The organism is Pseudomonas sp. TWP3-2, assembly GCF_049897765.1.
Lineage (GTDB): Bacteria > Pseudomonadota > Gammaproteobacteria > Pseudomonadales > Pseudomonadaceae > Aquipseudomonas.
In genome coordinates this window covers 34,144-51,354 of the sequence record NZ_JAFCWW010000029.1, presented here as the reverse complement: position 1 = coordinate 51,354, position 17,211 = coordinate 34,144, and the positions used below count along the sequence as shown (strand labels likewise).

Annotated in this window: 18 protein-coding genes; 9 read left to right on the top strand and 9 right to left on the bottom strand. The window is 59.0% G+C overall.

The features are described from left to right. Positions 1-148 precede the first annotated feature (148 nt). The 5 genes from ACP7EE_RS26030 to ACP7EE_RS26010 form a co-directional block, all read right to left on the bottom strand. A complete protein-coding gene (locus ACP7EE_RS26030) occupies positions 149-790 on the bottom strand; it encodes a helix-turn-helix transcriptional regulator (protein WP_420647729.1) in 642 nt (213 codons plus the stop codon). Positions 791-865: 75 nt separating this feature from the next. Beyond that, entirely contained in the window at positions 866-1,996 is a 1,131-nt protein-coding gene (locus ACP7EE_RS26025) for an NAD(P)/FAD-dependent oxidoreductase (RefSeq protein ID WP_426202362.1), read from the bottom strand. Positions 1,997-2,010: 14 nt separating this feature from the next. Further along, positions 2,011-2,955: an ornithine cyclodeaminase family protein gene (locus tag ACP7EE_RS26020; protein ID WP_426202360.1), complete on the bottom strand. Its 945-nt coding sequence runs from the start codon at positions 2,953-2,955 to the stop codon at positions 2,011-2,013. A 123-nt stretch (positions 2,956-3,078) separates the two neighbouring features. Continuing rightward, positions 3,079-4,569: an ATP-dependent RNA helicase RhlB gene (gene rhlB / locus ACP7EE_RS26015; RefSeq protein ID WP_426237795.1), complete on the bottom strand. Its 1,491-nt coding sequence runs from the start codon at positions 4,567-4,569 to the stop codon at positions 3,079-3,081. Between the two features lie 96 nt (positions 4,570-4,665). Beyond that, the gene (locus ACP7EE_RS26010) at positions 4,666-5,322 is read right to left on the bottom strand and encodes an alpha/beta hydrolase (protein ID WP_426237793.1); all 657 of its coding nucleotides are present in this window, start codon (positions 5,320-5,322) and stop codon (positions 4,666-4,668) included. A gap of 466 nt (positions 5,323-5,788) precedes the next feature. Between ACP7EE_RS26010 and ACP7EE_RS26005 the strand changes: the two genes are divergently transcribed. From ACP7EE_RS26005 to ACP7EE_RS25990, 4 genes are all read left to right on the top strand, one after another. Further along, a complete protein-coding gene (locus ACP7EE_RS26005; protein ID WP_420647734.1) occupies positions 5,789-6,820 on the top strand; it encodes an amino acid ABC transporter substrate-binding protein in 1,032 nt (343 codons plus the stop codon). A 65-nt stretch (positions 6,821-6,885) separates the two neighbouring features. Then, entirely contained in the window at positions 6,886-8,067 is a 1,182-nt protein-coding gene (locus ACP7EE_RS26000) for an amino acid ABC transporter permease (protein WP_426237791.1), read from the top strand. A 10-nt stretch (positions 8,068-8,077) separates the two neighbouring features. Then, positions 8,078-9,175, top strand: a complete 1,098-nt coding sequence (locus ACP7EE_RS25995) for an amino acid ABC transporter permease (RefSeq protein WP_426202353.1) — start codon at positions 8,078-8,080, stop codon at positions 9,173-9,175. Between the two features lie 28 nt (positions 9,176-9,203). After that, positions 9,204-9,968, top strand: coding sequence for an amino acid ABC transporter ATP-binding protein (locus ACP7EE_RS25990; RefSeq protein WP_150603734.1), 765 nt, complete (start codon positions 9,204-9,206; stop codon positions 9,966-9,968). A gap of 64 nt (positions 9,969-10,032) precedes the next feature. Here ACP7EE_RS25990 and ACP7EE_RS25985 read toward each other — a convergent pair whose 3' ends face one another. Then, positions 10,033-10,521, bottom strand: a complete 489-nt coding sequence (locus tag ACP7EE_RS25985) for a type II toxin-antitoxin system MqsA family antitoxin (RefSeq protein ID WP_426237789.1) — start codon at positions 10,519-10,521, stop codon at positions 10,033-10,035. Beyond that, the gene (locus ACP7EE_RS25980; protein ID WP_426237787.1) at positions 10,518-10,829 is read right to left on the bottom strand and encodes a type II toxin-antitoxin system MqsR family toxin; all 312 of its coding nucleotides are present in this window, start codon (positions 10,827-10,829) and stop codon (positions 10,518-10,520) included. Before ACP7EE_RS25980 ends, ACP7EE_RS25985 begins: the two co-directional genes overlap by 4 nt. Positions 10,830-10,995: 166 nt before the next feature. Here ACP7EE_RS25980 and ACP7EE_RS25975 point away from each other — a divergent pair, with 166 nt between their 5' ends. The 5 genes from ACP7EE_RS25975 to ACP7EE_RS25955 all read left to right on the top strand — a co-directional run bounded on the left by ACP7EE_RS25975 (position 10,996) and on the right by ACP7EE_RS25955 (position 15,532). After that, complete coding sequence (locus ACP7EE_RS25975) at positions 10,996-11,655, top strand: FadR/GntR family transcriptional regulator (protein WP_426237785.1); 660 nt, start codon at positions 10,996-10,998, stop codon at positions 11,653-11,655. Further along, on the top strand, positions 11,645-12,949 hold the full coding sequence (locus ACP7EE_RS25970; protein WP_420647739.1) for a CynX/NimT family MFS transporter: 1,305 nt from the start codon (positions 11,645-11,647) through the stop codon (positions 12,947-12,949). The genes ACP7EE_RS25975 and ACP7EE_RS25970 overlap by 11 nt, the downstream gene beginning before the upstream one ends. Before the next feature lie 113 nt (positions 12,950-13,062). Beyond that, positions 13,063-13,533: a nuclear transport factor 2 family protein gene (locus ACP7EE_RS25965; protein ID WP_426237783.1), complete on the top strand. Its 471-nt coding sequence runs from the start codon at positions 13,063-13,065 to the stop codon at positions 13,531-13,533. Between the two features lie 38 nt (positions 13,534-13,571). After that, positions 13,572-13,874, top strand: coding sequence for a GIY-YIG nuclease family protein (locus ACP7EE_RS25960; RefSeq protein WP_426237781.1), 303 nt, complete (start codon positions 13,572-13,574; stop codon positions 13,872-13,874). A 722-nt stretch (positions 13,875-14,596) separates the two neighbouring features. Beyond that, positions 14,597-15,532, top strand: coding sequence for a glutathione S-transferase family protein (locus tag ACP7EE_RS25955; protein ID WP_426237779.1), 936 nt, complete (start codon positions 14,597-14,599; stop codon positions 15,530-15,532). A 35-nt stretch (positions 15,533-15,567) separates the two neighbouring features. Here the strand turns inward: ACP7EE_RS25955 and ACP7EE_RS25950 are convergent, their stop codons facing one another. After that, positions 15,568-15,918 (bottom strand): glutaredoxin family protein, encoded by a 351-nt coding sequence (locus ACP7EE_RS25950; protein ID WP_420647743.1) that lies wholly within the window; start codon positions 15,916-15,918, stop codon positions 15,568-15,570. Further along, positions 15,918-16,922 carry a nucleoid-associated protein YejK gene (yejK, locus tag ACP7EE_RS25945; protein ID WP_426237776.1) on the bottom strand — a complete coding sequence of 335 codons (1,005 nt, stop codon included), beginning with the start codon at positions 16,920-16,922 and terminating at the stop codon, positions 15,918-15,920. Before yejK ends, ACP7EE_RS25950 begins: the two co-directional genes overlap by 1 nt. Between the last annotated feature and the right edge of the window lie 289 nt (positions 16,923-17,211).

The window sequence follows — 17,211 nt, the reverse complement described above, 5'->3', positions numbered from 1 at the left end:
TGCTTTTGGCCATGTGTGAGACGTTGGAGCAACACACCCCAGAGGAGCTGGCGGCTTTTGCTAAAGAAGCCATCGGCTGGATGGCCAGCCGAAGAACTTAGATGTGTAGATACCAATGCAGCGATGAGGCCAGACCAGCCAATAAAGTTCAGCCCTTCAACTCCTTCAAATGCTTGTAAACCGTCGCCCGCCCCATGTTCAGCACATTCGCCACATAGTTCGAGGCACTCTTGCCTTTGAACGCGCCCTCGGCGTGCAACGCCAAGACCAATTCCCGTTTGTGATCACGCGTCAGCACGCTCAGGCTGAGCTGCCGTTCGCGCAGCCAGTTGTGCAGGAAGGTGTTGATGCGCTCCTGCCAGTCATCGCGAAACAGTGAGTCCGGTTGCGGGATCAGTTTGCTCGGCGAGAGAAACAGATCCAGCGCAGCCTTGGCATTCTCGAACAGCGAAATATTCAGATTGATGCACAGCACCGCCAGCGGACGCCCTTCGCTGTCACGCAGCACGCTGCTCAGGCTGCGAATCTTCTGACCGTCCCAGTTGAGCTTTTCGTAGGGGCCGATGTTCCGTTCGCTGACGTCTTCACTGAGCATGTCTTCCAGCGCCGAGTCATCGCCGATGTCGCGCTTCGACAGGTTGTTGGCAATGTAATCGACCTTCTGCGTGCGCAGGTCGTGCAGCACCACTTCAGCGTGGGGATAGAACAGCGTGGCGATGGCGTCGGCGATGGCGCGGAAGTTGTCCAGCGCAGCGTCGTTCAGCTCGGGTTTGGTTTCGGCGGCGGTCATGATTGTGTAGCTCCAGAAAGCGTCAGCGCCTCGTGCACAGGGGCGCTGCGAGTGTGCCGCAATCGGTCGCGCGCGTCATCCGCGCAGGCGGGCAGGGGCGAGCATCGCGGCGTTCAGACCGAACTGCTGCAGGTGTTCGGGCAGTGCTTCACCGCGCACCAATGCCGCACTGGCCTGGCCCATGGCGGGAGACGTCTGAATGCCGTAACCGCCCTGCGCCGCGACCCAGAACAGCCCCGGTACCTGCGGATCGAAACCGCAAAGCAGGTCACCGTCAGCGACGAAGCTGCGCAAACCGGCCCAGGTGCGGGTCGGGCGGCGGATGGTCAGGGTGGTGGCTTCCTCGATCTGGTAAATGCCCATGGCGATGTCGAGTTCTTCCGGCTGCACGTCATGCGGTTCCACCGGGTCGGCGTTGGCTGGCGAGCCAAGGAACATGCCCGCGTCGGGCTTCATATAGAACGATTCATCGAGGCTGACCAGCATCGGCCAGTGATGAATATCCACGCCTTCAGGGCCGGCGAAAATGAACGCGGCGCGGCGCTTCGGTTGCAGGCCCAACGGCTGGGCGCCGGCCAATGCACCGACCTTGTCGGCCCACGCGCCTGCGGCATTTATAACAACCGGGGCGCTGAACGTCTGGCCGTTGGTCTCGACCTGCCACAGGCCTTCGGCATCGCGGCTCAGGCCCAGCACCTGGCAATCGGTGTGCACTTCGCCTTTGTTGCGGCGAATACCGCGCAGATAACCCTGATGCAGCGCGTCAGTGTCGATGTCGCTGGCGGACGGATCGTAGATTGCGCCGTGGACTTTTTCCCGGCGCAGGATCGGCAGCCTTGCGCAGGCTTCATCGGCGCTGAGCAGTTGCATCTCCGGCACCGTGGCTTTGGCGCTCAGGTATTGATTGTTGAGCTCGGCCGGATCGCCGGTGAAATCCACGGTCATCTCGCCGCGTGGGGTCAGCAGTGGATGTTCGCAAAATCCGCTGGGCGGGTTATCGAAAAACGCGCGACTGGCCTGAGTCAGCGCGCGCACCTGCGGCGTGCCGTACGCGGCAGTGAACAGCGCGGCCGAACGGCCGGTGGAGTGATAGGCCGGATGCGATTCGCGCTCCAGCACGATCACCTTGCCGTGCGGCGACAACCAGAAACCGCTGGAAGCGCCGGCAATCCCGCCGCCGATGATGATGAAATCTGCGTGGCTCATGATGATCTCCGCTGTCAGCGCTGCAATTGGTAAACCGCATTGGCCAGGGCGATGTCTTCCAGGCCCAGGCCAATCGAGCGGAAAAATACGTGGCGGTGATATTCCGGGCGCTGCACTTTTTCGCTGAGCAGGTCCGCGAGGTCACCGAGGATTGAATCGGGATTCCAGTCGTGTTGTTCAGCGGCAATCAACATCTCACCCGCCGAACCCGGGGTGGTCAGACGATAGTCGCAGAACACCTGCATGTCGTTGAGGCTGTGCGGCGGCACTTCGTGAGCGCGTGCAGCGTTGGTGCTGATCGAAGTGATCAGCGCCGGTTTGCTCAGGTTCGCCGGGTCAATCACCGGGCCGGCGGACGAAGTGCAGAGCATGATCACGTCAGCATCGGCGATGGCGGCTTCGCGGCTGGCGGCGATGGTCAGGCGTGGATCGAGGGATTTCAGCAGTTTCGCGGTTTCGGCGTCGGAGCTCAGGCTTGGCGAATAGAACGTAATACTCTGCCAGTCGCGCAATGTTTTGACGTAATGCAGGTGCGCCTGGGCGACCTTGCCGCTGCCGATGATCGCCAGGCGTTGTGCGTTCAACGGCGCAAGGGCATCGACTGCCACCGCTGTGGTCGCCGCCGTGCGTGCGGTGGTCAGCTCACCGGCATCACATAACAGCAGCGGTTGGCCGGTCTTCATCGACATCAACAGCGTCCACGCGGTCACCAGCGGGCCTTGCTCGCGCACGATGTACGGCGAAGTCTTGACCCCGTACACGCCGTCCTCGGCGAGTACGCCCAGATAATTGATGAAATCCCCGGCGCCCTGTGGAAATTCCACCAGTTGCTGCGCCGGTTGCACTGCGTGCCCGGCCGCCAGATCACGGAACAGGTTGCGCAGGATCTGCGGCACATCAATCCGCGCCAGCAACTCGCGGGCCTGGGTCTGGTCGATCACGTAAGGCGTACTGGACATGTCGGCTCCGCCGTCTGGATATAAACTAATTTGTCCATTATGGACTTTTAGTCGAGGCGAACAATATCCAGACGAAAAAAAAGCGCAGTCCGTTGCCGGCTGCGCTTTCCTTTATCGCTTCGCTTACTCGGGACGCTTGCGCTCAACCGCACGCAACAGATGCGTCGGCGGTGTTTCACAGCTGATCTTGCGGCCCAGCTTCTCTTCGATCGAAGGCAACTGATAAGAGTCATCTTCTCCGGCGAAGCTGATCGACACACCATCGGCGCCGGCGCGACCGGTACGGCCGATGCGGTGCACGTAGTCGTCCGGGACTTCCGGCAGGGTGAAGTTGATCACGTGGCTGATGCCGTCGATGTGGATGCCGCGACCGGCGACGTCGGTGGCAACCAGTACGCGGATCTTGCCTTCGCGGAAACCTTCCAGAGTCTTGATGCGCTTGTGCTGCGGCACGTCGCCGGACAGTTGCGCGGCGTTGACGCCATCACGCACCAGACGTTCTTCAATGCGCCGCACTTCATCCTTGCGGTTGGCGAAGACCATCACCCGCTCCCAACCGTTGTCGGTGACGAGGTTGTAGAGCAGTTTGTATTTGTCGGCGGCTGCTACCGCGTAAATATGTTGCTCGACGTTTTCGCTGGCCACGTTCTGCGACTCGATCTCGACGATCGACGGGTCGGTGGTCCATTGCTTGGCGAGGTTCATCACGTCTTCGGTGAAGGTCGCGGAGAACAGCAGCGTCTGACGCTCGTTCTTCGGCGGCGTCTGACGAATGATCTGCCGCACTTGCGGGATGAAACCCATGTCGAGCATGCGGTCGGCTTCGTCCAGCACCATCACTTCGACCATGTCCAGATGCACGTCGCCGCGCTGGTTGAAGTCGAGCAGACGGCCCGGCGTGGCCACGAGGATGTCGCAGTGGCGCGCCTCGAGGTGCTTGAGCTGCTTGTCGAAGTCCATGCCGCCAACGAACGTCATGACGTTGAGGCCGGTGTACTTGGTCAGGTCCGCGGCGTCTTTGGCAATCTGCACCACCAGCTCGCGGGTTGGCGCGATGATCAGTGCGCGTGGCTCACCCATGTAGCGCTCTTTCGGCGGCGGGGTCTGCAGCAGCTGGGTGATGATCGAGATCAGGAACGCGGCGGTTTTGCCGGTACCGGTCTGGGCGCGGCCGATGGCGTCTTTGCCGGCGAGGGTGAAACCCAGCACCTGCGCCTGGATCGGCGTGCAGTACGGGAAGCCCAGGTCCTGGATGGCATGCATCAGTTCCGGGGACAATTTGAAATCGTGGAAACGGGTTTTGCCTTCCTGTGGTTCGACGACGAAGTCTTCGAGCTTCCACGGAATCACCGGCGCCTTGGGCTTCGGTTCGCGACGCGGCTTGGCTGGTTTCGGCGCTTCGCTGTGTGCTGGCTCGGCAACTGGAGCATCAACAACAGGCGTGGCCGGTGCTGGCCGTGGTTCGCGTTTGGGTGCCGCTACCGGAACGTGGCGGTCAGCTTGAGGGGCATCGCTTTGATGACCGGAGGCGCGGGACGGCGCACTGGGAACTGGCGCGAGCTGCTCAGCCTCGCTTTTACCGAACATTTTCTTGAGTGCTTTGAGCACGGTCATCTCATCAATTGGTTAAGGAATGTACGCCGGCCAGTGTAATGCAAGAATCGGGCGCGGCGTAGTGGGATGATCAAAGGGCTTTTATTGCAGAACTGATCAGCGCAGGCGTTCGCTCAGCCACACGCCGATATCGCGAATTTCCTCGGGTAACACTTCGTGCTCCATTGGGTATTCCTGCCATGTCACGGTGACACCATGAGCCTTCAGATACTCATACGCCGTGCGGCCCATCGAGTTCTGTACCACGTTGTCGAACTGACCGTGCAACGCCAGCACCGGAATTCGCTGCTGACTGGCGGATAACTCCAGTTCATCACTGAAAGTCGGCGCATACGTCGACAATGCGATCACCCCGCCCAGGGGGCCCTGCCAGCGCAGAAAAGCGCTGTGATAAACCACGGCGCCACCTTGGGAAAACCCTGCGAGAAAAATCCGCGAGGCGTCTATTCCGCTGGCGCGCTGTTGTTCGATCAATTCGAGGACATGATCGGCGGAAGCTTCCAGCTCATCGCGATCAATCGCGCGTGCCGGGCTCATGGCCTTGATGTCGTACCAGCTCGGCATGGCATATCCGCCATTTATGGTCACGGGACGAGTAGGCGCCTGTGGCAATACAAAGCGTGTGCTCAACAGGTTTTCCTGCAGGGCCTCGGCCACCGGCAGGAAGTCGTAACGATCGGCGCCGAGGCCGTGCAGCCAGATCACGCAGGCGTCTGCGGGCTTAACAGGCTGAAGAATCAAGGGCTCGGTCATGGCTGCTCCAAATATGTGCGGGCGCTCTCATTAAGTGCGTGATTGAGGTGCGCGCCGGGGTGATCCGTTAAGAAGATGTCGCAAGGTTACAAGTTTTGCTATTGACCTGTCGCACAGTCGTATCGGCGACCAGTGTGGTACGGGCTTTGCTATGAAGAATTCGCGCAGTTGATCTCGCGCCCGGCGGTAACACTATCAGTGAACGTCGGGCGGGGGGAAAGCAAAGAATCCGGTGATGGATGTTCGCCAATGACCGCTACGGGCTTAGCGAACGTGAAAGGGCTACAGCCCGTTCGGCCGATGGTGAGAAGTGAGTTGTCCATGATGTGGATTGTCTCCTACTAGACTCATAGCGAAGGTTCTGCGTCGGTTGACCCTAAAAAAAGCCAACACGGGTCAGCAACGCCTCAAAAGGGTGCGACGGAACTCAAGCTCCGACACAACAAGAGCAAAACTGGAGGTTTGAATGAAGATGTTGAAATCCACCCTGGCCATCGTGACTGCTGCAGCAGTCCTCGGTGTCAGCGGGTTCGCTCAGGCGGGTGCAACCCTGGATGCCGTGCAGAAGAAAGGTTTCGTGCAGTGTGGCGTGAGCGACGGTCTGCCGGGTTTCTCGGTACCGGATTCGACCGGCAAGATCCTCGGGATCGACGCTGACGTCTGCCGTGCTGTGGCCGCTGCGGTTTTCGGCGACGCGACCAAGGTCAAATTCAGTCAGTTGAATGCCAAAGAGCGCTTCACCGCGCTGCAATCGGGCGAGATCGACATCCTGTCGCGCAACACCACCATGACCAGTTCGCGTGACGCGGGCATGGGCCTGAAATTCCCCGGCTTCATCACTTACTACGACGGCGTGGGCTTCCTGGCCAACAGCAAGATGGGCGTGAAAAGTGCCAAGGAACTGGACGGTGCAACCATCTGCATCCAGGCCGGTACCACCACCGAGCTGAACGTGTCCGACTACTTCCGCGCCAATGGCCTGAAGTACACCCCGATCACTTTCGACACCTCCGATGAAAGCGCCAAGTCGCTGGAATCCGGTCGTTGCGACGTGCTGACCTCGGACAAATCGCAACTGTTCGCTCAGCGCAGCAAACTGGCTACGCCGAAGGACTACGTGGTTCTGCCGGAAACCATTTCCAAAGAACCGCTGGGTCCAGTCGTGCGTAACGGCGATGACGAGTGGCTGGCTATCGTGCGCTGGGTCGGCTATGCGCTGCTCAACGCTGAAGAAGCCGGCGTGACGTCGAAAAACGTACTGGAAGAAGCCAAGTCGACCAAGAACCCGGACGTTGCACGTCTGCTGGGCGGCGACGGTGAGTACGGCAAGGATCTGAAACTGCCGAAGGACTGGGTGGTGAAAATCGTTTCCCAGGTCGGTAACTACGGCGAAATCTTCGAGAAAAACCTCGGCAAGAGCACTCCGCTGGAAATCGACCGTGGCCTGAACGCGCTGTGGAACAACGGCGGCATTCAGTACGCACCACCAGTGCGCTAATGGTTCTATCACCCGGCGGGCCAACCGCCGGGTGATGTTCTGTTCCATTTCTTTCGGGGCACTTCATGCAAAATTCAATCGGCGCACCAAAGCAGAGGTTCAGCCTCAGCGATCCACGAGTGCGTGCGTGGCTATTCCAGATCATCACCATTGTCGCGGTGGTCTCGATGGGCTGGTATCTGTTCGATAACACTCAGACCAACCTGCAACACCGGGGCATCACCTCCGGCTTCGACTTTCTGGAGCGCAGCGCCGGGTTCGGCATCGCTCAACACCTGATCGACTACACCGAATCGGACAGCTATGCCCGGGTATTCGTGATCGGTCTGCTCAACACCTTGCTGGTGACGTTCATCGGCGTGATCCTCGCGACCTTGCTCGGCTTCATCGTCGGCGTGGCGCGGCTGTCGCCGAACTGGATCATCAGCAAACTGGCGACGGTGTATGTGGAAGTCTTCCGCAACATTCCGCCGCTGTTGCAAATCCTGTTCTGGTACTTCGCGGTGTTCCTGACCATGCCGGGACCGCGCAACAGTCACAACTTCGGCGATACCTTTTTTGTCAGCAGCCGTGGCCTGAACATGCCGGGCGCGCTGGCGGCGGACGGTTTCTGGGCGTTCGTGATCAGCGTCGTGGTGGCCATCATCGGCGTCGTGCTGATGAACCGCTGGGCGACCAAGCGTTTTGAAGAAACCGGCGTCCCGTTTCACAAATTCTGGGTTGGCCTGGCCATCCTCGTAGTGATTCCGGCGCTGTGCGCACTGATCTTCGGCGCGCCGCTGCATTGGGAAATGCCGCAGCTCAAAGGCTTCAACTTCGTTGGCGGCTGGGTGTTGATCCCGGAACTGCTCGCGTTGACCCTGGCCCTGACCGTGTACACCGCGGCGTTCATCGCCGAGATCGTACGGTCTGGGATCAAGTCGGTCAGCCACGGCCAGACCGAAGCGGCGCGTTCGCTGGGACTGCGCAACGGCCCGACCTTGCGCAAGGTGATCATTCCGCAAGCTCTGCGCGTAATCATTCCACCGCTGACCAGCCAATACCTGAACCTGGCGAAGAACTCCTCGCTGGCGGCCGGTATCGGTTATCCGGAAATGGTTTCGCTGTTCGCCGGCACCGTGCTCAACCAGACCGGTCAGGCGATCGAAGTGATTGCCATCACCATGAGCGTGTACCTGGCGATCAGTATCAGCATTTCCCTGCTGATGAACTGGTACAACAAGCGCATTGCGCTGATCGAGCGGTAAGGAAAAGCGCATGAGTACTCATACTTTCAAACCCGACATGCCCCCACCGAGCAGCAGCATCGGCGTGGTGGCGTGGATGCGCGCGAACATGTTCTCCAGCTGGCTCAACACGCTGCTGACGCTGTTCGCGTTCTACCTGATTTACCTGATCGTGCCGCCGATTCTCAGCTGGGCGATCATCGACGCCAACTGGGTCGGCACCACCCGCGCCGACTGCACCAAGGAGGGCGCCTGCTGGGTGTTCATTCAGCAGCGTTTCGGCCAGTTCATGTACGGCTACTACCCGGCCGATCTGCGCTGGCGCGTTGACCTGACCGTGTGGCTGGCGGTGATTGGCGTCGCGCCGTTGTTCATCAAGCGCGTCGCGCACAAAGCGGTGTACGGGCTGAGCTTTCTGGTGATCTACCCGATCGTGGCCTGGTGTCTGCTGCACGGCGGTGTGTTCGGTCTGACTCAGGTGGCGACCAGCCAGTGGGGCGGCCTGATGCTGACCCTGGTGATCGCCACTGTCGGTATCGCCGGCGCATTGCCGCTGGGCATCGTCCTGGCCCTCGGTCGCCGTTCGAACATGCCGGCGATCCGCGTGGTCTGCGTGACCTTCATCGAGTTCTGGCGCGGCGTGCCGTTGATCACCGTGCTGTTCATGTCCTCGGTGATGCTGCCGCTGTTCTTGCCCGAAGGCATGAACTTCGACAAGCTGCTGCGAGCGCTGATCGGCGTGATCCTGTTCCAGTCGGCGTACGTCGCCGAAGTGGTGCGCGGCGGGCTGCAAGCGATCCCCAAAGGTCAATACGAAGCCGCTGCGGCGATGGGCCTGGGCTACTGGCGTTCGATGGGCCTGGTGATTCTGCCGCAAGCCCTGAAGATGGTTATTCCCGGCATCGTCAACACCTTCATTGCGCTGTTCAAGGACACCAGTCTGGTGATCATCATCGGCCTGTTTGACCTGCTCAACAGCGTCAAGCAAGCCGCTGCCGATCCGAAATGGCTGGGCATGGCCACCGAAGGCTACGTGTTCGCCGCCCTGGTGTTCTGGATTTTCTGTTTTGGTATGTCGCGCTATTCCATGCATCTGGAACGCAAGCTCGACACTGGCCACAAGCGCTAAGTCGCTACCTAATTTGGGAAGTTCTGTAATGAGCGAAGCAATCAAAAAGCCTGTGAGCCCCGAAGGCATTATTCAGATGCAGGGCGTGAACAAGTGGTACGGCCAGTTCCACGTACTGAAAGACATCAACCTCAACGTCAAGCAGGGCGAGCGTATCGTGCTGTGCGGCCCGTCGGGCTCCGGCAAATCCACCACCATCCGTTGCCTGAATCGTCTGGAAGAACACCAGCAGGGCCGCATTGTGGTAGACGGCGTCGAGCTGACCAATGACCTCAAGCAGATCGAAGCGATCCGCCGTGAAGTCGGCATGGTGTTCCAGCACTTCAACCTGTTCCCGCATTTGACCATCCTGCAGAACTGCACGCTGGCGCCGATGTGGGTGCGCAAGATGCCCAAGCGCAAGGCCGAGGAAATCGCCATGCATTATCTGGAACGCGTACGCATTCCGGAGCAGGCGCACAAGTTTCCGGGGCAACTGTCCGGCGGTCAGCAACAGCGTGTGGCGATTGCCCGTGCGCTGTGCATGAAACCGAAAATCATGCTGTTCGACGAACCGACTTCGGCGCTCGATCCCGAGATGGTCAAAGAGGTTCTCGACACTATGATCGGTCTGGCGGAAGACGGCATGACCATGCTCTGCGTAACCCACGAAATGGGTTTTGCGCGGACCGTGGCCAACCGCGTGATCTTCATGGACAAGGGCGAGATCGTTGAACAGGCAGCGCCAAACGACTTCTTCGACAATCCGCAGAATGAGCGTACCAAGCTGTTCCTGAGCCAGATTCTGCATTGATCGGATTCAGGCAGTGAAATAAACCCGGACTCAGTTCCGGGTTTATTTTTGGTTGCAGATCCAATCAGGTGACCAACGCAGTTTCATGTTCAGGGAAACGCTCGGCGAGCAATCGCCGCAGGTTAGTACCTTCACTCAACGCCTGTACTTCGGCGAGGAGGTGCGGGTGACGATCCAGCAGGTGCATCAGCGCGAACAGCGCTTGAGGCGGAGCGATTTCGCCGCGTTCATAACGAGAAAAGGCGTTGTGACCGCCGCCTGACAGTAGGGCTACTGCGTCTTTTTGTGTGAGATGCAGTTTGCGGCGGATGCGTTTCATCTCGCTTCCCATGATTTGAAAGCAGTCTTCGAGCAGTTTGTCGCTGGCATCGGAGTAGCGCTTGGCACTGTCCGTCTGCTGATCGAATTCGATCTCATGGCAGACTTGGCATTCCCAGCCCGCGATATGGTGTACCACCCGCGCGAATTGCTTGTAATCGATGGTAAAGGTTCGACCTGAAAAGTGATGCATTCCATCGTGGGTACCGCAGCTGACGCATTGCTGAGTTTTCATGGGTGTTTCTCCTTGAAGGAGATCACCGGATGACCTCCGCGGGGGCGGTAGGTCACCTTGATGTAAATCTCCCGATTCTCGAATTTACTGTAATACACGTCTTGCCAGACTCGATGGTCTGCATGGCTGGTCATCGATTTGTGGAGCATTCGATACTCCAGCAAATAAACCACCCTGAGCATCTGGCCAATGCTTAAGCCCATTTTTCGTCCGCCTTCACGAGCCGTCATAGTGAACGCTTCGGCTCCCATCCTGAGAACCTCTTCCCTGACCACCGCCAAGTCGTAATGAGGCGTGTGCTTTTCCATAAGATGCTATTAACCTGTCCCTGAAATTACCCTTAAAGGGTAATTTTGACTAATCGAAAATCCCGCTCCTTTTCTCTCCATCTGACCCTAGGCGGTTGCCGTCCTACACGAAGCTGACTAACATGTCAGAAAATTCATCCGATGATTGGATGAAAAGGCGAATCCCATGTCAGACATTTCTCCACTTATTAAGCGATCCTTGGTCGATCAGGCCCTGGATCAGCTACGCCAGCGCATCACCGATGGCATATGGGCTGTCGGTCAGCGCTTGCCGACCGAGCCTGAGCTCAGCTCAGAGCTGGGCATCAGCCGTAACACCGTGCGCGAAGCCATGCGTGTATTGGCGTTCTCTGGATTGATCGAGATCCGTCAGGGCGACGGCAGTTATCTGAGGGCGGTGGTCGATCCGATGGACACGCTCAAGGCACTCTCGCGCTGCTCGCTGGATCAGGCGCGGGAAACCCGGCACATCCTCGAAGTCGAGGCCATTGGTCTGGCTGCACTGCGCCGCACCGATGAAGACCTGGCGACGTTGCGTGAGGCGCTCGGTACCAGCGGTTGTCACTACCACGGCGATCTCGACACCTACGTCGCGTGTGATCTGGTGTTTCACCAGGGACTGGTGGACGCCGCGCACAACCCGGCGCTCAGTGAGTTGTACCGCTATTTCTCCAGCATCGTCGGCGCGCAGTTGCGCCAGACCTTGAACATCGTCCCGCGTCGCCAGGAAGTGTTCGATCTGCACATCGAGTTGCTCGATGCGGTCGAACAGCGCGATCCGGAACGGGCAAAAGCCTTATCCAGGCAGTTGATCAATGAACCTTGAAACCGAGAAAACCATGCCCCGCAGTGAGATATCCACAGCCCCCAAACGCACCGCAGAGCTGGAAGAGCTGCTGATCGACGCCGAGGCCGACGACGAGCAAGTGCAGCAAAGTCATCCGCTGGTGCGCCGGCCATGGCTATTGCTGCTGGGTCTTATCCTGGTCGCGTTGAACCTGCGCCCGGCGCTGTCGAGCATGGCGCCGCTGCTCACTGACGTGTCGAAAAGCCTGGGTTTGTCGGCTGCACACGCCGGCCTGCTGACGACTTTGCCGGTGCTGTGCCTTGGTCTGTTCGCGCCGATGGCGCCGATTCTGGCGCGGCGTTTTGGCGCCGAACGCGTTGTACTGGGGATTCTTCTGACGCTGGCTGGTGGGATTATCCTGCGCAGCAATTTCGGAGAAATCGGCCTGTTTGCGGGCAGCGTGTTGGGCGGCGCGAGTATCGGCATCATCGGCGTATTGCTGCCGGGTATCGTCAAACGCGATTTCGCCAAACACGCCGGCACCATGACTGGCGTGTACACCATGGCCCTGTGTCTCGGTGCGGCGATGGCGGCGGGTTCGACCGTACCGTTGAGCGAACACTTCGATCACCGCTGGGCTGTAGGCCTGGGATTCTGGGTGATTCCGGCGCTGGTTGCGGCGGTGTTCTGGTTGCCGCAAGTCGGGCAGAAACATGGCGCGCACAATGTGGCTTATCGGGTGCGCGGTCTGTTGCGTGATCCGCTGGCCTGGCAGGTCACGCTGTACATGGGCTTGCAATCGTCGCTGGCCTACATCGTATTCGGCTGGTTGCCGTCGATCCTGATCGGTCGCGGGCTGACACCGACCCAAGCGGGTCTGGTGTTGTCCGGTTCGGTGATCGTTCAGCTCGCCAGCTCACTGGCCGCACCTTGGCTGGCGACGCGTGGCAAGGATCAGCGTCTGGCCATCGTGGTGGTGATGGCGATGACGCTCGGCGGTCTGTTCGGTTGCCTGTACGCACCGATTGAAGGCCTGTGGGGCTGGGCGATTCTGCTCGGACTTGGGCAGGGCGGTGCGTTCAGTCTGGCGTTGACGTTGATCGTGCTGCGCTCGCGTGATGCGCATGTCGCGGCCAATCTGTCGAGCATGGCGCAGGGCTTCGGCTACACCCTGGCGTCGATGGGGCCGTTCGCGGTCGGCATCGTGCATGACTGGACCGGTGGCTGGAACGCGGTGGGCTGGATCTTCGGCATCATCGGTCTTGGTGCGATCATTGCCGGACTCGGTGCCGGGCGCTCGCTGTACGTGCAGGTCGAAAGCGAGAAGATCTGAAGCATCCGCACTGTCGGTATTCGGAGCGCGAATGCCGATAGTGTTTCCCGCGTTTGCAGACTATCGTGCTGGCAATCGTCTGCCATCATTTTGCAACCAAAGGTAGTTTGCCCATGAGTGAAGCCCACAGCGCCCTGATCACCCGCTTCTACGAGGCGTTCCAGCGTCTCGACGCCGAAGGGATGGCTGCCTGCTACAGCGACGATGTAGTGTTCAGCGACCCGGCTTTCGGTGAACTGCGCGGGCGCGATGCCGGCGATATGTGGCGCATGCTCACCACCCGCGCCAGGGATTTCTCCCTGACCTTCGACAACGTCCGCGCCGATGAGCGCACTGGCGGCGCACATTGGGTGGCGACCTACCTGTTCAGCCAGACCGGCAACACGGTGGTCAATGATATCCAGGCGCGCTTCGTGTTTCGCGACGGCAAGATCTGCGAGCACCACGACCACTTCGATCTGTGGCGCTGGTCGCGTCAGGCACTGGGTTTCAAAGGGCTGTTGCTGGGCTGGACGCCCGTGGTGCACAACGCGGTGCGCTCTCAGGCGCTGAAAGGCCTGAAGGCATTTCAGGCCAGTCGCTGATAAGATCGCGGCCTGTTCCTACACACCTTGATTCTCAAGTGACCAGCCTCAGCGAAAATCCTCTCGAAGCCGACAAACCTGTGAGCAAATCCTGGTTCGTCTACCTCGTACGCGCGGCCAACGGCTCGTTGTACTGCGGGATCAGCGATGATCCCGTGCGCCGCTTTGCCAAACATCAGAGCGGCAAGGGCGCGCGGTTTTTCCTGTCGAGTCCGGCGATGGCGTTGGTGTATACCGAGTTGTGTCGCGACAAGGGCGATGCGTTGCGTCAGGAAAGGTTGATCAAGAAGCTCAGGAAGAGTGCCAAGGAATGCTTGGTGGCTTCCTATCAGTCGAGGTAGACCTCGCTGTTCTACGAGGCAGTGGCTACAAAATTGATGGCAAAAAAAACCGCCTTGCGGGGCGGTTTTTTCCGTAAGCATCGGTTTGCGGCCGAGCTTGGTGCATCTCACTGAATACACTGGCGTGGACGAAGCTTATTCGCCTTTTCGGCGCCGGGCAAGCCTTCAAGCAATCATTCCAGAGAATGCTTTTCTGGTTCGATTTGTTTAAAAGCCAGTTCAAGAATCTGATTACTATTCGTCCGCTCGCATGACAGTGCAGTCACTGAGGCCAAGTCGATTGGCGAACCGATTTCACGCCCTCTGACACGGAGTTGCACCCGTGCCGGAATGATGGCTCGGAGGGATCACAATCGGCCGCCTCACTGAATACGCTGGCGTGTATTCCAAAGGCGTACATGGTCCGGTAAGCACGCTGGAGGTTTGGCCACCGACTGGAGGCCAAAACGTATGAAGCTTTTGCTGCGTACTCTGAGCCTCGTATGGAGATCGTTTAAAGCGTTCCGCTTTTACGAGTTCCTGCGAGATCACTTTGATGACCTGACGTAAGGTTTATCGGTGTGAGAACAACCGCCCCGGTTTCGGCCGAGGCGGTTTTTTAGCTCGGTAAATCTTGAGCACCTTATCAATCTGACTGATAGGTTCCCATCAGCCAGATCTGTAGGCTGCTATGTAAATGCACGCTAAGCTGCGGACTCACTTTTTGTGCGGCGGAGCCGAGCATGTCCGAGTTGATTCTGCATCATTACCCGACCTCTCCATTCGCCGAAAAGGCCCGTCTGCTGTTGGGTTTCAAAGGCTTGTCCTGGCGTTCGGTGCACATCTCGCCGGTGATGCCAAAACCTGATCTGACTGCGCTGACCGGCGGCTATCGCAAGACACCGGTGTTGCAGATTGGCGCTGACATCTATTGCGACACCGCATTGATCGCCCGGCGTCTGGAGCAGGAAAAAGCTTCACCGGCGTTCTTCCCGCAGGGGCAGGAAATGATCACGGCGAGTTTCGCGGCGTGGGCTGATTCGGTGGTGTTTCAGCATGCGGTGAGCCTGGTGTTTCAACCGGAATCGGTGGCGGTGCGTTTCGGCAAGCTGCCGCCGGAAGCGATCAAGGCGTTCATCGCTGATCGTGCCGCACTGTTCTCGGGTGGCAGCGCGACGCGCCTGTCTGCCGAGCAGGCCAAGCATCAATGGCCAACGATCATGGCGCGGCTGGAGCAGCAGTTGCAGCGCGAGCAGGGCGACTTCCTGTTTGGTGAGCCGTCGATTGCCGATTTCGCTTTGGCACATCCGATGTGGTTCTTGAAGGCGACGCACGTGACGGCGCCGTTTGTTGATGATTATCCAGCGGTGGCGGCGTGGTTCGGCCGGGTGCAGGGTTTCGGCCATGGCGCGGCAAGTGAGATGACTGCTGATGCCGCGCTGGAGGTTGCGCGTAATGCGACACCAGCGGCTTTACCGGATGAGCAGTTCGTTGATCCGAACGGCTTTGTTGCGGGGCAGCAGGTAGTGATCGCGGCGACTGATTACGGTGTTGATCCGGTTGCCGGGGAGTTGTTGTTCGCTGGGCGTGAGGAATTGATCCTGCGCCGCGAAGACGAACGTGGCGGAGTGGTGCATGTGCACTTCCCGCGTTTCGGTTTCTGCATCGAAAAACACTGAGCAAACTGAATGAGGGAGCCAATTGGCTCCCTCATTCATTTCAGCGCAGCCAGAATCTCATCCGGGTCAAACCCGCGAATCAACGTTCCATTCACGTCGATCAACGGAATCCCGCGTCCGCCCAACGCTTCATACGCCTCGCGCGCCTCGGCGTCCTTCTCGATGTCGAATTCCTTGTAGGCAATCCCCTTGGCATCGAGAAAGCGCTTGGTCTGCTTGCAGTAGCCGCACCAGTCGGTGGTGTACAGCACGACGTCAGCGTTGGCGCGGACTTGCTCCGAGACCATCTGCGACGGATTGAATACGCGCTCGATCTTGCCCCAGTTCTGATAGACCACCACCACGATCAGTACCAGCAGAACCTTTTTCAGCACATTGCCGAGCATCAGTTACGACGCTTCAGCTGATCGGTGAGCGAGGTCGGCAGGCCCTTGATGATCAGAGTGCCGGCTTCTTCGTCGTACTCGATCTTCGAGCCCAGCAGATGCGCTTCAAAGCTGATCGACAGGCCTTCGGCGCGGCCGGTAAAGCGGCGGAACTGGTTGAGGGTGCGTTTGTCGGCCGGGATTTCTGGCGACAAGCCGTAATCCTTGTTGCGGATGTGATCGTAGAAGGCTTTCGGGCGTTCCTCGTCGATCAGCTCCGAGAGTTCTTCCAGGCCCATCGGTTCGCCGAGTTTGGCCTGACTGCTGGCGTAATCGACCAGTGTCTTGGTTTTCTCGCGGGCGGACTCTTCCGGCAGATCTTCGCTCTCGACGAAATCGCTGAAGGCCTTGAGTAGCGTACGGGTCTCGCCCGGGCCGTCGACGCCTTCCTGGCAGCCGATGAAGTCGCGGAAGTACTCCGAAACCTTTTTGCCGTTCTTGCCTTTGATGAACGAGATGTACTGCTTGGATTGCTTGTTGTTCTGCCACTCGGACACATTGATTCGCGCCGCAAGGTGCAATTGGCCGAGGTCGAGATGCCGCGATGGCGTCACGTCGAGCTGGTCGGTTACCGCCACGCCTTCGCTGTGATGCAGCAGCGCAATTGCGAGGTAATCAGTCATACCCTGCTGATAGTGGGCGAACAGCACGTGGCCACCGACCGACAGGTTGGATTCTTCCATCAGTTTCTGCAGGTGCTCCACCGCCACGCGGCTGAACGCCGTGAAGTCCTGACCACCTTCAAGGTAATCCTTCAGCCAGCCGCTGAACGGAAACGCGCCGGACTCCGGATGAAACAAGCCCCAGGCTTTGCCCTGTTTGGCGTTATAGCTCTCGTTGAGGTCGGCGAGCATGTTCTCGATGGCCGCGGACTCGGCCAGTTCGGAGTCACGAGCGTGCAGAACTGCGGGCGTGCCGTCGGGTTTTTTGTCGATCAAATGGACGATGCAATGACGGATCGGCATGGGCTTCTCGGCTGGTGAATGGGAGGAGGGCAGGCTCCCCCGAAAAAGCGCTCAGTGTACCGCAACCACTGGATTTGGCGCGGGCTGAGGGGCAAATCCGGGTCACTCGGCAGCCCTTATGCATTTATTTAACGATTTAGCGCAATAAACCTGACCATTTGGGTAGCTAGAGGCGGATATTTCCTTGTCGCTGTGCTAGTTTTGCCCGGTCTTACGCGAAGTCACTGCGTTAAGCGTGCATTCAGCATTTGTCAGGTCGAACCAAACCCTGATTTCGGTATCTATAACC

Coding starts and splice junctions, on each gene's coding strand:
- ACP7EE_RS26030 (WP_420647729.1), bottom strand. CDS start 790: ATGACCGCCGCCGAAACCAAACCCGAGCTGAACGACGCTGCGCTGGAC.
- ACP7EE_RS26025 (WP_426202362.1), bottom strand. CDS start 1,996: ATGAGCCACGCAGATTTCATCATCATCGGCGGCGGGATTGCCGGCGCT.
- ACP7EE_RS26020 (WP_426202360.1), bottom strand. CDS start 2,955: ATGTCCAGTACGCCTTACGTGATCGACCAGACCCAGGCCCGCGAGTTG.
- rhlB (WP_426237795.1), bottom strand. CDS start 4,569: ATGACCGTGCTCAAAGCACTCAAGAAAATGTTCGGTAAAAGCGAGGCT.
- ACP7EE_RS26010 (WP_426237793.1), bottom strand. CDS start 5,322: ATGACCGAGCCCTTGATTCTTCAGCCTGTTAAGCCCGCAGACGCCTGC.
- ACP7EE_RS26005 (WP_420647734.1), top strand. CDS start 5,789: ATGAAGATGTTGAAATCCACCCTGGCCATCGTGACTGCTGCAGCAGTC.
- ACP7EE_RS26000 (WP_426237791.1), top strand. CDS start 6,886: ATGCAAAATTCAATCGGCGCACCAAAGCAGAGGTTCAGCCTCAGCGAT.
- ACP7EE_RS25995 (WP_426202353.1), top strand. CDS start 8,078: ATGAGTACTCATACTTTCAAACCCGACATGCCCCCACCGAGCAGCAGC.
- ACP7EE_RS25990 (WP_150603734.1), top strand. CDS start 9,204: ATGAGCGAAGCAATCAAAAAGCCTGTGAGCCCCGAAGGCATTATTCAG.
- ACP7EE_RS25985 (WP_426237789.1), bottom strand. CDS start 10,521: ATGAAAACTCAGCAATGCGTCAGCTGCGGTACCCACGATGGAATGCAT.
- ACP7EE_RS25980 (WP_426237787.1), bottom strand. CDS start 10,829: ATGGAAAAGCACACGCCTCATTACGACTTGGCGGTGGTCAGGGAAGAG.
- ACP7EE_RS25975 (WP_426237785.1), top strand. CDS start 10,996: ATGTCAGACATTTCTCCACTTATTAAGCGATCCTTGGTCGATCAGGCC.
- ACP7EE_RS25970 (WP_420647739.1), top strand. CDS start 11,645: ATGAACCTTGAAACCGAGAAAACCATGCCCCGCAGTGAGATATCCACA.
- ACP7EE_RS25965 (WP_426237783.1), top strand. CDS start 13,063: ATGAGTGAAGCCCACAGCGCCCTGATCACCCGCTTCTACGAGGCGTTC.
- ACP7EE_RS25955 (WP_426237779.1), top strand. CDS start 14,597: ATGTCCGAGTTGATTCTGCATCATTACCCGACCTCTCCATTCGCCGAA.
- ACP7EE_RS25950 (WP_420647743.1), bottom strand. CDS start 15,918: ATGCTCGGCAATGTGCTGAAAAAGGTTCTGCTGGTACTGATCGTGGTG.
- yejK (WP_426237776.1), bottom strand. CDS start 16,922: ATGCCGATCCGTCATTGCATCGTCCATTTGATCGACAAAAAACCCGAC.